Source organism: Clostridium sp. Marseille-QA1073 (assembly GCF_054863625.1).
Map to the genome: position 1 here is coordinate 168,742 of NZ_JBSVQM010000002.1, position 14,106 is coordinate 182,847.

The 14,106-nt window shown below is 28.1% G+C and carries 12 protein-coding genes and 2 pseudogenes; 7 read left to right on the forward strand and 7 right to left on the reverse strand.

What is annotated here, in order from left to right; translation table 11 throughout:
* Positions 1-12: 12 nt before the first annotated feature.
* The 4 genes and pseudogenes from ACY1IQ_RS02605 to ACY1IQ_RS02620 form a co-directional block, all read right to left on the reverse strand.
* On the reverse strand, positions 13-1,083 hold the full coding sequence (locus tag ACY1IQ_RS02605) for a uroporphyrinogen decarboxylase family protein (RefSeq protein ID WP_461612494.1): 1,071 nt from the start codon (positions 1,081-1,083) through the stop codon (positions 13-15).
* A 508-nt stretch (positions 1,084-1,591) separates the two neighbouring features.
* Positions 1,592-2,529, reverse strand: a pseudogene (locus ACY1IQ_RS02610) (IS982 family transposase).
* Positions 2,530-2,774: 245 nt separating this feature from the next.
* A pseudogene (gene htpG / locus ACY1IQ_RS02615) lies at positions 2,775-4,654 on the reverse strand (molecular chaperone HtpG).
* Between the two features lie 1,054 nt (positions 4,655-5,708).
* Complete coding sequence (locus tag ACY1IQ_RS02620; RefSeq protein WP_039633635.1) at positions 5,709-6,155, reverse strand: RrF2 family transcriptional regulator; 447 nt, start codon at positions 6,153-6,155, stop codon at positions 5,709-5,711.
* Between the two features lie 200 nt (positions 6,156-6,355).
* Here ACY1IQ_RS02620 and ACY1IQ_RS02625 point away from each other — a divergent pair, with 200 nt between their 5' ends.
* Genes ACY1IQ_RS02625 through ACY1IQ_RS02640 form a run of 4 tightly spaced genes read left to right on the forward strand, consistent with a single transcriptional unit; the run spans position 6,356 to position 9,289 of the window.
* On the forward strand, positions 6,356-7,015 hold the full coding sequence (locus ACY1IQ_RS02625; protein ID WP_461612495.1) for an amino acid ABC transporter permease: 660 nt from the start codon (positions 6,356-6,358) through the stop codon (positions 7,013-7,015).
* Entirely contained in the window at positions 6,996-7,673 is a 678-nt protein-coding gene (locus tag ACY1IQ_RS02630) for an amino acid ABC transporter permease (protein ID WP_461612496.1), read from the forward strand. The genes ACY1IQ_RS02625 and ACY1IQ_RS02630 overlap by 20 nt, the downstream gene beginning before the upstream one ends.
* 12 nt (positions 7,674-7,685) lie before the next feature.
* Positions 7,686-8,444, forward strand: coding sequence for an amino acid ABC transporter ATP-binding protein (locus ACY1IQ_RS02635; RefSeq protein ID WP_461612497.1), 759 nt, complete (start codon positions 7,686-7,688; stop codon positions 8,442-8,444).
* Positions 8,444-9,289: a cysteine ABC transporter substrate-binding protein gene (locus ACY1IQ_RS02640; RefSeq protein ID WP_461612498.1), complete on the forward strand. Its 846-nt coding sequence runs from the start codon at positions 8,444-8,446 to the stop codon at positions 9,287-9,289. The genes ACY1IQ_RS02635 and ACY1IQ_RS02640 overlap by 1 nt, the downstream gene beginning before the upstream one ends.
* Positions 9,290-9,541: 252 nt before the next feature.
* Here ACY1IQ_RS02640 and ACY1IQ_RS02645 read toward each other — a convergent pair whose 3' ends face one another.
* Complete coding sequence (locus tag ACY1IQ_RS02645) at positions 9,542-10,069, reverse strand: hypothetical protein (RefSeq protein WP_461612499.1); 528 nt, start codon at positions 10,067-10,069, stop codon at positions 9,542-9,544.
* 204 nt (positions 10,070-10,273) lie between these two features.
* Between ACY1IQ_RS02645 and ACY1IQ_RS02650 the strand changes: the two genes are divergently transcribed.
* Together ACY1IQ_RS02650 and ACY1IQ_RS02655 are read left to right on the forward strand one after the other, a co-directional pair.
* On the forward strand, positions 10,274-10,684 hold the full coding sequence (locus ACY1IQ_RS02650) for a hypothetical protein (RefSeq protein WP_461612500.1): 411 nt from the start codon (positions 10,274-10,276) through the stop codon (positions 10,682-10,684).
* Between the two features lie 414 nt (positions 10,685-11,098).
* On the forward strand, positions 11,099-11,386 hold the full coding sequence (locus ACY1IQ_RS02655) for a hypothetical protein (protein ID WP_461612501.1): 288 nt from the start codon (positions 11,099-11,101) through the stop codon (positions 11,384-11,386).
* Positions 11,387-11,520: 134 nt separating this feature from the next.
* Here the strand turns inward: ACY1IQ_RS02655 and ACY1IQ_RS02660 are convergent, their stop codons facing one another.
* On the reverse strand, positions 11,521-12,081 hold the full coding sequence (locus ACY1IQ_RS02660; protein ID WP_461612502.1) for a nitroreductase family protein: 561 nt from the start codon (positions 12,079-12,081) through the stop codon (positions 11,521-11,523).
* A gap of 146 nt (positions 12,082-12,227) precedes the next feature.
* Between ACY1IQ_RS02660 and ACY1IQ_RS02665 the strand changes: the two genes are divergently transcribed.
* A complete protein-coding gene (locus ACY1IQ_RS02665) occupies positions 12,228-12,548 on the forward strand; it encodes a winged helix-turn-helix transcriptional regulator (RefSeq protein ID WP_461612503.1) in 321 nt (106 codons plus the stop codon).
* A 421-nt stretch (positions 12,549-12,969) separates the two neighbouring features.
* Here ACY1IQ_RS02665 and ACY1IQ_RS02670 read toward each other — a convergent pair whose 3' ends face one another.
* The gene (locus ACY1IQ_RS02670; protein WP_461612504.1) at positions 12,970-13,449 is read right to left on the reverse strand and encodes a GyrI-like domain-containing protein; all 480 of its coding nucleotides are present in this window, start codon (positions 13,447-13,449) and stop codon (positions 12,970-12,972) included.
* Positions 13,450-14,106: the final 657 nt, after the last annotated feature.

Here is a 14,106-nt window from a genome sequence, read left to right on the forward strand (position 1 = left end):
CTTGTTTTTTTATTAATCTTTCATCAATAAATCCAAATCTATTGGATATTTACCATAGGTTTTAGCTGCTTCCATGAACATTTCAATTTTTTCAATTGGAGTATTCATAGGAATTTGACAGCCTGTACTTAAAATATAACCTCTCTTAGAATCATATCCTTTTTTAATACACTCTTTTACTGATTTAAAAATATCTTCTCTAGTCCCTTTATGAATTACATCAACCGGTGGAACATTTCCTGTGATTATAACTCTATCTCCCATTACTTCCTTAGCCTCTTCTAAATCTTCTATATTATCTATACTGAAATTAGAAATTCCTGTGGAAACAACATTTTCCCAAATTTCCTTACTCTTTCCACATATATGTATACTAGGGGCACTACCAGTTTTCTCTTTTATCTTATTAACATTCTTTTGAAGATAAGGTAATGAAAATTCTCTAAATTGTTTTGGACTTATAAGACTATTAGAAGAAACTGGATCAGCAAAACCAATAGATAAACCTAATTTAGCTACTTCCTCTATATATCTGTTGTTAGATTCTGATACTATTTCCATTAAAGTATGAACTTTTTCAGGACATCGGATCATCCATTTTAACAGATTTTCTGTTCCTACTACAGAAGCTGCTACGCTAAACGGACCAGACATTGCCGCGCCAACATCTACTTCCTTTATAAGCGCATCTCTAGTAAGTCTTAGGGCTTCTATTAAAATTGGTAGCTTCCCATCTTTTAATGGATTAACAACTTTAAGAGATTCTATTTGATCTGCAGATTTAATAGCTGGTTCTAATAAATATGAAATACCGTAATCAGGATAGCCTACCTTAGAACCCATAGCCTCAGCAACCCCTCTAAGGCTAGTTGATATTCCCACACTATCATGACCAAGCCTTCTAAATAAAGCTATTTCTAAACCTGCCATAAGTTCTGCTGAATGATAATATTCTCTAGCTGTTACCCCAATAAAAGGTACCATAGTAACTCCCATATCAGGAATACAAATTACACGGTCTATCTCTTCGCCCTTAGCAAAAGCATCCATCCTTTCCCTAGGAGTCATTTCTTCCTTTCTCAATTAAAGCACTTCCCTTCTAAATATAAAGAATAAACCTGATATTTAGGCATCTGAAAAAAATTATAACCCAAAGATGTTAGTATATTTTGCATCAGACAAGGCGTCAGGTTCTGTTCATAGTGGTGCTATGAGAAGGTTCTGACAACGCAGTATGATGAAAAATAGGATAACATACTGGTCTATTATTTTTTTGAAGATGCCTTATTAACATATCTAACACTAACTGATTATATACAATTTAGTGGAATAAGTATAATAGAATTATCTTATAGAAGACAAATGTTTAATTTAATTATTGAATATTTAAATTTTTAATTATAACTGTATAAATAATAAAACGTCATAATAGGATATATAATCTTATATCAAATATTAATTATAACATCTATTTCTATATTAAATTAACCTGTTGTGCTAAAAGATAATTTTTCATTAATAGGATTATTATTCCATAGTACATTGGCATAGTAATCACAAGAATTTTAAAAATGTTCTTTTAAAAGTTTTATCAAAATATTAAATCCTTGATTTTTGCAATATTAGGATTATATTTAAAATTTTTTATTTTATGAAAAAACAAAGATTATAGGCTGAAATTTTTATTTGTTATTCTAGAAACTAGTCCCCACATAGATTTTGCTAAAACTCTTTGGATATTTAATTGTCCAGAAAGCTGAGAAAAGAAGTTTCAACTCTTCGACTTGAGCTTTAAAAATCATTCTCCTGAACTGTTTTGAAACTTTAACTTTAGAGTTAGTACGCTTTATAGTTACTAGGTTTATGTGATTTTCAGATTTCAAATGTAAAGCTAGGCTTTCTCCAATATAACCTTTATCAATAACTGTTGTAAATGGAGCGGTAGTAATTGTAAGTCCCATATTGCGACTCTATCGTCTGTATCAGCTGGAGTTAAGATGAAATCTGATATATATCCATCTAGAGCTATGATAGCATGTAATTTAAACCTGCTGGTTGTTTCTTGGAAGCACATTTACCGTAGGCAGCCTCCGGCTTAAAGAGATCTGTGAAAGTGTGCCTACCAAAGCGCATACTGGTATAGGCATACTATCTATGATTCTAACCTGATCACATGTTGATAGTTAAGGAAACTTGTTAGTTCCTTACAGAATAACTTCAACTACTTTAAAAGAGATTTTCTAGTTCTATGAAATCTTGTTCCTGAAGTACAAAATTTAGGAAATAAATCTCTTAGATTTTTCGAAAAATCAAACGTGCTTTTTCAGAATCAATAGTTAAAAGTTCACCCACTAAGGATAGAGTTATAATTTCACTATCTGACATTATTGCTTTATCAATGTTGCGTGATACTTTATGTATGCTGGAGTTACTTTTGGTAAATATCATCAATTATAACATAAATGACAGTAATAAAATCTTTTAAGTTGTTTATTGTTATGGTAGAGATTTTTTATTAAGCTCTGGCATATTGCTTTCCTCCTATCATTGATTGTTGGTTCTTTTGATGATAGATTAGCAAAAATGCTAGAGTTTTTCTATTTGTAAATATTGCTAATGATTAACTAGCACAACGAGTTAAATTAAATTATATTATATTTTTTAATCAATTTCATAGAAAATTTAAAAATAAAATAAATAAAAAACCCTGAAAATTGACATTGAATTTTCAGGTTTTGTAATATATTCTTTTAAATTTTATTTTAAATAAATAATTATATCATTATTTTACATATATTATTTGTAAATTCTACAGGATCAACATAGTTAATCCTTCTATGAGTAATGCTTGATTATATAATAAATCTGTATATAATTTAAGCTTATCTTTATCACTCTCATAAGCTTCTTTTAATGACTTAAACACATCATGATTTGTATTTATTTCTAAAACTTTATCTGCTTTTATGTTTTCGTTGTTAGGCATAGCATTTAAAATTTTCTCCATTTCAATTGTAAGATCACCATCGTTTGATAAACATACTGGATGGTTCTTTAACCTTTTTGATTCCCTAACATCTTTAACTTTACCTGATAAAATATTTTTCATATGTTCAAAGAGTTCTTTATTGTCCTTATCATCTGAACTAGCTGATTTTTCGTTTTCTTCCATTTCTATACCTAAATCACCACTTGATACAGATTTAAATTCTTTATCATTATATTTCATCAGCATTCTTATAGCAAACTCATCTACATCCTCTGTAAAGTATAATATTTCATATCCTTTATCTAATACAATTTCTGTTTGTGGTAGTTTCTCAATTCTTTCATTTGATTCACCAGCAGCATAGTAAATATATTTCTGATCTTCTGGCATTCTAGAAACATATTCAGCTAAAGTTACCATCTTTTTCTCTTTTGAAGAATAGAACATCAATAGATCTTGTAAAACATCTTTATTACTTCCAAAATCACTATAAACACCATATTTTAATTGTGTTCCAAAAGATTTATAGAATTCTTCATATTTATCTCTGTCATTTTTTAATATGTTTTCTAATTCATTTTTTATTTTAGTTTTTATATTTTTAGCAATAAGTTTTAATTGTCTATCATGTTGTAGTATCTCTCTAGATATGTTAAGAGATAAATCTTCTGAATCTACTATACCTTTAACAAATCCAAAATAATCAGGTAATAAATCTCCACATTTATTCATGATTAAGACACCATTTGAATATAGTTCTAACCCTTTTTCATATTCTTTTGTATAGAAATCATATGGTGTTTTTTCTGGAATAAATAAAATTGCATTATAGCTTACAGCACCATCAACACTGGTATGAATATATTTTATTGGTTTATCGAATCCATAATGTTTTTCAGAATAAAAGTTATCATAATCTTCTTTAGTAAGTTCGTTTTTATTCTTTCTCCATATAGGAACCATACTATTTACAATTTGTTCTTCTATATACTCTTCGTACTCATTTTCGCTGCCTTCTTTAAGTTTCTCTCTAGTTATGTCCATTTTTATTGGATATCTAATAAAATCGGAATACTTTTTAATTATAGATTGCAGTTTATATTCCTCTAAATACTCATCAAAGTTCTCATCTTCTGTATTCTCTTTTATTTTAAGTATAATTTCTGTACCAATAGAATCTTTTTCCCATGGTTCAATGGTATATCCATCAATACCTTTAGATTCCCATTTATAAGCTTCATCACTACCAAAAGCCTTACTTATAACAGTAACAGTATCTGCTACTAAAAATGCAGAATAGAATCCTACTCCAAACTGACCAATTATGTCATATCCATCTTTTAATTCGTTTTCTTTTTTAAATTGTAAAGATCCACTTTTTGCTATAACTCCAAGATTATCATCAAGTTCTTCTTTGGTCATTCCAATACCAGTATCAGAAATTCTTACTGTTCTAGTTGTTTTATCAGAAGCTACCTTAATGTAATAATCATCTTTCTCAAAAGTCAAAGATTCGTCCATTAATGCCTTATAATAAATTTTATCAATTGCATCGCTGGCATTAGAAATAAGTTCTCTTAAAAAAATTTCCCTATGAGTATAAATTGAGTTAATCATAAGATCTAGAAGTCTTTTAGACTCTGCCTTAAATTGTTTTGTTTCCAAATTTAATCTCTCCCTTCACAATAAAAAACATATACAAATAAACGTCTTTCATCCCGTTTTTAAAGAATGTGATCTTTCAGCTAATTATTATAAAATTTTGAAAACAAGTTATAATAGCATTTAAATTATTTTTTAAAAAATTAATTTAACTATTATTAAGCATTTTGCTGTTTTCATATAGCATGATTATTAGCACTCTTTTCCCTTGAGTGCTAACAGCTATTATTTTTATAACATATTTTACATGTTATGTCAATATTACTTATAAAACTAATGAATACTTTCTATATAACTAGTATCAAACTAATTTACCTAGCCTATCATTATTTATTTAAGTTTTAAAACTCTATATTACATATTCATTTATCTTAAACTAATAGTTATAGCTCTGCCCTAGGCCAGCAATATTAAGAAAAGCGTCACTAATTTGTGACGCTTTTTAAATTTGTTCTCATTAATGATATTTTAATGTCTATAAAAGTTTTTCTCTATTATTTTATAGCAGTTCCTTTTATAGATAGTTTACCATACTTTGTATCTGCAACAGCATTTAAGATATCTCCTTCAATTTTTATTTTATATACTATAAACAATTATTGTACTCATTATATTTTTTCTGTATTATACTATTTTTTAAAAGTAGATTTGAATATCTAACTCCTTTAAATACTTAATTATTCCCGTTTAAAAGTTTTATTTTTTATAAATAAATATATATTTAGGTACTTCTTATGAGGTCTACCTCCTTTACAAAGTAAGGCTGAGTTTACAACTCTTATGCAAAATAATAAACTCTTTGTTAATGAAACTTCTTCTTTTATATTAAAATTGATACAAAAAAGAATCCTTTTAAATGGATTCTAAATTTTTCAATATAAGTATTTTTTAATATTTAAGTTTTTTCAATGTATTTAAGAAACAGTTCATAACTATATTTTAATTAAAAATAAAAATGAACTGTCCCTCATTTATCTCTAGTTCTTTTTAATAACCGCAACAAACATAAACATATTTTCTTTATCTATTACTTGTTAAGAAGTGTTAACTTACATGACTAAATGAAAAACATAAAGTCATTATCTTCTCTTTGTTTTTCGTATTCATTTGCTAATTCATATAATGTAATTTTTTTTAAACTTGTTTCAATTGCATTATCAAGTGGTTCAAAGACGAATGACTGCATAGCAGATTCTAATGCTGATACTTTATTCTCAACAGTTTCTTCTGTTTTTTCAAACAAAGAAGTTTCAATGGCTGACAAAACCTCAAATACAGTTATATATCTAGGCATTCGTGTCAATCTATATCCTCCTTGAGCACCTTTAATAGAAGTAACTATTTCTGCTCTTTTTAATAATGAAAATGTCTGCTCTAAATAAATTTTTGATAGACCAAGTGCTTCTGATATTTTTACAATCGTAATGTATTCTCCATTTTGATGAAGTTGCGCCATATAAATCACTGCTGCTAAACCATAACGTCCTTTTGCTGATATTCTCACTATATTCACCCATTTCATAGTTGTTTAATATTATTTATATGTTACATATAAATGATACCAAAGTCAATATCATACTAATCATATATGTATTATATACCTTAATTTTGAAAACCTATTGACTTTTCATCTTTGCAGAGCTACAATCTTAATCATATTAAACATATATGCATTATATACTTTAATTTTAGGAGGTGAGTTATATGGATATTGATTTTATTTTAAAAAACATTCCCCTTTACATAAAAGCTACAGAACTAACCCTTACTCTAGCTTTTTTTGGTGTTGTATTATCAGTATTTATCGGATTTATCTGTAGTTTAATCATTTATTACAAAGTGAAAGTTTTAAGGCATATTGTTAGCGGTTATATTGAACTTTCACGAAATACTCCTCTTTTAATCCAACTGTTCTTCCTTTATTATGGATTGCCTAAGATGGGTATAAAGCTTGAAGCGTATACCTGTGCTGTCATTAGCCTTGTCTTTCTAGGTGGAAGCTACATGGCGGAAGCATTTCGTAGTGGATTTGAAGCAGTAAGTAAAATTCAAATTGAATCTGGTCTTAGCATTGGACTTACTAAGATACAATTGATTCGATATGTAATATTGCCACAAGCTTTTACAGTTGCCATACCTGCTCTAGGCGCTAATGCAATCTTTATATTAAAAGAAACATCAATTGTCAGTGCTATTGCCCTTGCTGATTTAATGTTTGTAACTAAAGATTTAATTGGAATGTATTACAAAACAACAGAAGCCCTAGTTATGCTTATAGGAGCTTATTTGATTATTTTATTGCCATTATCACTCCTACTTACCCTAATTGAAAGGAGAGTACGTTATGCAGAACTTGGGAATTAATGTTTTTTTTCAGGGAACTAATTTATCTAGACTTTTTGGAGGGCTATGGGTAACTGCACGAATTGCACTTATTTCCATTATCATTTCCTCCATACTTGGTATTATTTTAGGTATTCTTATGACCTCTAATAATAAATTCATAAAATTTATACTAAGAATTTATCTAGAAGCAGTAAGAATTATTCCTATATTAGTATGGTTGTTTATTTTTTACTTTGGACTTACTAAGATATTAAATATTCATTTAGATGGTGAATTTGTTTCTATAGTTGTGTTCACTCTATGGGGAAGTGCTGAGATGGCTGATATTGTGAGGGGTGCTATTACTTCACTCCCAAAACATCAAAAAGAAAGCGGTAGAGCACTTGGACTTACTGATAATCAGGTTTACTTATATATTATTATTCCACAAGCATTACGTCGTCTAATTCCTGCGGCTATCAATCTTGCTACCCGTATGATAAAAACAACATCTTTAGTAGTACTTATTGGAGTTGTTGAAGTCCTCAAAGTGGGTCAGCAAATAATAGAAGCATCAATTATTAAAAATCCGTCAGCATCATTTTGGGTTTATGGATTTATATTCTTTTTATATTTTATAATCTGCTATCCTATATCTCTTTTCTCAAAAAGATTAGAAAAGAAGTGGCAAAACTAAGGAGGTGATGTTATGACATCCCAAAATAAATTATTAGAAATTCAAAATTTAAATAAGCAATATGATGATACAAAAGTGTTATCTGATATTTCTTTTAATATTCATAAGGGAGAAGTTGTTGTTCTTTTAGGCCCATCTGGCTGTGGTAAGAGTACCTTATTAAGATGTATTAACGGATTAGAAGAAATTCAATCAGGTCAAATCAAATTAAATGGCCAAGCAATTAATGAGAACGGTACAGAATGGCATTCAATTAGACAAAAAATTGGAATGGTCTTTCAAAACTACGACCTATTCCCTCATATGACTATAATGGAAAACATTCTACTTGGACCTTTAAAGGTACAAAAAAGAGACAAGTCAGAGGCAACTAATCAAGCATTGAAATTATTAGAAAGAGTTGGGCTACTAGATAAAAAAGATGCATATCCAAGACAGCTCTCAGGTGGACAAAAACAAAGAGTAGCCATTGTTAGATCTCTTTGTATGAATCCAGAAATCATGCTATTTGATGAGGTAACTGCATCATTAGATCCAGAAATGGTACGCGAAATACTTGATGTTATGTTAGAACTTGCTAAAGAAGGTATGACAATGATTATTGTTACTCATGAAATGGAGTTTGCAAAAGCTGTAGCTAATCGGATTATATTTATTGATAAAGGAAAAATTGCTGAAGAATCAACTGCTGAAGAATTTTTTACTAATCCTAAAACAGAACGTGCACAACGTTTCTTAAATATATTTAATTTTGAAAGAGGTGCTTTATAATGAAAAAATCTAATAAAATATTATACATATTATCTACTCTTATTCTTGTAATGGGTATATTAGCTGGTTGCTCAAACTCTAATACTGCAACTGGAATTGAGCAAATTAAGAAAAATGACAAAGTCAGAATTGGTGTATTTAGTGACAAACCACCCTTTGGTTATGTAGATTCTAATGGAAAAAATCAAGGTTTTGATGTGTACATTGCAAAACAATTTGCAAAAGATTTACTTGGTGATGAAAATAAAGTTGATTTTGTATTAGTTGAAGCTGCAAGCAGAGTTGAATATCTTGAATCTAATAAGGTTGATATTCTTCTTGCTAACTTTACTGTAACTGATGAAAGAAAAGAAAAAGTTGATTTTGCTAATCCTTACATGAAAGTATCACTAGGTGTTGTTTCTCCTGATGGAGCACCTATAACTAATGTAGACCAATTAAAGGGTAAAAAACTTATTGTAAATAAAGGTACAACTGCTGAAGCATATTTCACAAAAAATTACCCAGACATTGAATTATTAAAATATGAACAAAATACTGAAGCATTTCAAGCTTTAAAAGATGGTCGTGGTGCTGCACTTGCTCATGACAACACACTACTATTTTCTTGGGCAAAAGAAAACAAAGGCTATACAACAGGAATTACTAGTCTTGGAAATCAAGATACAATTGCACCTGCTGTAAAAAAAGGAAATACAGAACTTCTTAATTGGATTAACGATGAATTAACAAAGCTTGGTAAAGAAAACTTTATTCAAAAAGCTTATGACGAAACTTTACTTCCTGCCTATGGAAAAGACATTGATCCTAAAGAAGTTATTATTGAAGGCGGTAAACTTCAATAATTTACTTAGTACAAAATAAGATGCTCCACATTCTTAAGGAGCATCTTATACAATTGAGAATTGAGAATGGATAATTGACAATTATGGTTGAAATTAATTTTTTATAAATTAATTTCTTTAAGTAGATTTTTCAATGAAAGTGACTCTGTCACTTTTAAAATAAATGAATTTAAAACTTCTCTTGTAAAAGAGAAGTATCCATAATTCTCCATTGTTAATAATCAATTTTCAATTGTATAAAGTTTATCTATATTATGCCTCCCACAAACACCCTTTGTGAATATTCCATTTATCATTTTCATATAAGATTATACTATTATTGTATCCAATTGCTCCTTTTGGACCACACCATCTAGTAATAGAATATTTAAATCCCTTACCACTTGGTTCATTGCTCACTTTATCAATTTTAATTAAGACTCCATCTTTAAATCCTTTTTCATTTATATATCCATCCTCTTTTAGCTGTTTTTTATTTTTTAGATTTATTTCACTTGAATAATCTTTTGAAAGTCGTTCCAATAATATCTTCTTATCTTCTTCATTGAGATTTGTAGCTTGTTCCAAATCTAAGGCAATTACTTTCAAGACATCATCTTTCGGTGGATAAATAGCATGAATAATTGTAATATATCCTTCTATAACATCATTCTCTGACTGCTTTGAGGTACATGAAATTAAAAATAATATGGAAAATATACAAAGTAGCAGTAAAAAAGAAGTACCTCTTCTTTGGCATGTTTTATTTTTCCTTATAGCACTTTTTAACCATTCTTTCATCACCTACACCTCTTTCATATCTTCTATAAGGGACGGTTCATAATCATATTTTATAAGATTATATTGTTTAATGAAAATAAAAATGAACTGTCCCTTAAATTCATTTAAACTTATTTGAATGAATTTACATAGATAAATTGTTTGTCGAATTTTTTTCAAGATTTATCCATTAAAATAGTACCCTCTTCTTTATAAATGAATATTATGGTAATGGAAGGAGATGGTAAAAAAATGGTTTCAGAAAATAATAATTACTACAGAGACTTACAGGATTTACAGGATTTACAGGATAGATGTAAAAGATATATGAACTATCATGTTATTTTAACAATGACAGATGGAAGTACATTGGATGGATTTATTGAAGATGTAGATATGGATGGCATCATCATGTGGGTTGCCGAGGATGTAATAGAGGAAGATGATGAAAATCAATATGATCAATACCGACAATTTCAAAGACCTCGTCGTCGTAGAAGAAGATTCAGACGATTTAGACGTAGAAGATTTCCGCTTAATCTTTTAGCTAGATTATTCTTATTACGTTTCCCTCATTGGGATCATTGGAATCCACCGTATCCTTACGATCCTAATTATCCTTATTATGATTACTAATGAGAGATGCTTAATAGCTATAAGATATAGTAGTATTGTTGATTCTTTATAATTCAGTGGAATATCTTGTTTAATAATAAAGTTTCTAATGATGGTAAAATTAACCGTTTCTTAAATTTTAAGGTACATTCTAAAAAATATATAAGGGACGGTTCATAATTATATTTTATATATTTTATAAGATTATATTGTTTAATGAAAATAAAAATGAACCGTCCCTTAAATTTACTACTTCAACGAAGTAAGTGGTAGCAATCATATAGCTTTAAATGAAATAAATAGATAAATTATTTGTCGAATTTTTTTCAAGATTTATTTATTAAAATTGTACCATCCTTCTTACAAATGTATATTATGGTATTAGAAAGGGGTTGGTAAAAAATGGTATCAGAAAACAATAATTATTACAGAGACATGCAAAGTTTACGCGACAGATGTAACATGTATTTAGGCTTTCACGTTATTATAACACTGACAGATGGAAGTATGTTTGACGGAATTATTGACGATGTAGATATGGATGGCGTTACTATGTTGGTTGGTGAAGATATGATGGAAGACAGTCCAGATCCAGATCCAGATCAATATCGACAATTCAGACCTCGCCGTCGTAGAAGAATGTTCAGACGATTTAGACGTAGAAGATTTCCATTTGCTTCTATAGTTGCATTATCTTTATTACCATTTCCATTCTTTTTTTAATTAGTAAGAAATACTTAAACAAATGGAAATATCAGAAAACTTAAAAACCGTTCCTTAAAATTTAAGATACATTCTAAAAAATAAGATTGATTTACATATTCGTAAGTCAATCTTATCTTAAAAGCTTCTACACTCTATTTTATATAGGTAATAGTATTTTCCCTTCTTGCAGGTGCATTAGTTAAAGTATTTCTCTTATAGCCAAGTGCTACTGCATGTATCTGTCTAAATCCTTCTGGTATTTTAAGTTCATTAATAAAATCTTTTCCTTCATCACTATTTAATAAGTATTCAATAAATCCAATCCAACATGAACCAATTCCTAAGGACTCTCCAGCTATTAGCATATTCTCTACTGCTGCTGCAGAGTCAATTGAAGCATATCTATTATCTATTTCTCCAGAAACTAATATTACCGTTGGCGAGTTATAAAACACATGAAACTTTTCATTACTTCCAAACTTTCTCATATAATCATTATCAGATTTTTTAGCAAATTCTTTAAAGCTATAATTTAGTCTATCTATTAGATCTTTATTCTGAACTACTGTAAAATGCCAAGGCTGTTTATTTGTAGCACTAGGTGCATAAATCCCAGCTTCTAATATAGCATTTAGTTCTGATTCTTTAATTTGTTCTGGTAGAAAATTTCTAGTACTTCTTCTATTTCTTATAGTTTTTAAAATTTCGTTCATAATTAATCCTCCCTACTTGATATACTTTTATTTAATTCCATTTTTAATATATGTTATACTATATGTTTATTATAATTAATATGATATAAGCTTTAAAGTATGCACTTTTAAGTAAGATACTATACAAAAGGAGAGAAATAGAATCTATGCCTGTTCAGAATAAAAATAATCATATATGTCCAATAGAATATACTTTAAGTACTATTGGAGGTAAGTGGAAAATACTTATACTATATCATATAAGTATAGGCAAAGTTATGAGATATGGAGAGTTAAAAAAAAGACTTAATAGAATTACTCATAAAATGTTAAGTCAGCAACTAAAAGATTTAGAAAAGGATGGTTTAATTAATCGTAAAGAGTATCATGAAATTCCTCCTAAAGTTGAATATTCCTTAACAAAGAAGGGTGAAACCTTATTCCCTGTTTTAGAAATTATGAATAAGTGGGGAGAGGAAAACTTATAGATAATTATAAAGCTCTTTAACTTAATATTATAATTTCTATACCCTTTAATACTCTTCTAATAAACCTTTAATAAACAAATTTCTCAATAACTAACATAATACATATGTTTAAGGGACAGTTCATAATTATATTTATATATCTATAAAACTGCATTATTTAATAAGAATAATAATGAATCGTCCCTTAAATTTAATATATTTAATTACATGTATTTTTATATTAAAGTACAAATACTTTTATTGCTCTTTAAAATAATGAATGGCATTTTAAGCATATGCATATGGAAACATCCTACTAAGCTCTTTTCTCTATAGACTTGAGTTAAAATAAAAATGTCTATTACATATCTTTTATATAGTAAAAAATACTGAGAAATACTAACGAGTTCTCGGTTTTTATCTTTATTCCTTATAAACTAATTTATTTTAGATCTTTACTTTTCTTTAGAGGTAAATAGATATCAAATTGCAGTTTATCCCTAAAAGAATTTATTGTACTGTGTTCGTTTTTATATATCTCTAAACTTAAGGCATGATAGTCTTGCTCATATCCATGTTCCTTCATCCATGAGAACATTTGTAAATAGGTATTTTCAACTTCACTAGGCCCTCCATTATGAGTAGCAAAAATATATTTTTTGCTAGGAATAACGAAACCTATCATTCCATTAGGAATATTTTCAATTTTTTCTACTGGTACTGTCACATAATAAGTAAATTCTGTTTCTCTACTATGAAAAGGAGCAATAAAAATAGATTCCTTTGTTTTGTGTAATATTTCTCCTATTCGTTCCTCTATCTGATCAAATAAAATAGGAATATTGCTCATTTGAGAATAGGAACTATTCAATGCAAGACCAATAACTCTTATCTCTTCTTTTTTAACTACTTGAATATTCATAATTTTCACTCCCTTAAAGTTAATTTAATTTTTCATTATATCTTTTACCATTCTGTTAGTCATATTATTGTCCACTTTTCATCTGATTTAGTATTTATTCTTTCAACTCTTTTGTATAGTTTGTACTTTTTATAAATTATCTCTAATTACTTTTTTCATTATATCTAATTTTAAAGCAATTGTTCAAGCATTATTAGCGACTTAAAATAATCACTAAATTTATCTACTAAAAATTTAATCTTGCTATAATTTTCTTTCATATATCTCAGTTACCTATACTTAAACTCTTTTGGTGGTTCGTAGGAGTTAAGATTATTGTAATAATCAGTATTGAAAATAAATTTATCTCTATGCATTTCACCTTTTGAAGAATTATAATTCCATGGATAAATAATTATCAAGTAATCATAACAATTTTGTCAACCAATAGTTGCATTTTAATTTTTCTACTATTGTTATATACCTTATTTAAGCATTCCAAGAAAACATCTTATTACTTCAAAACTTACTATATTAATTTGATTTAAAATTTAAACAATCTTTTAAATCAAATTGTTCTGTCTTTTATGCTTTATGGTCGTAATTATTTGATTATGACTACATGCAATATAAAATATATTATAGATATACCACTCCTAAATTTAATCTATCTCTGAA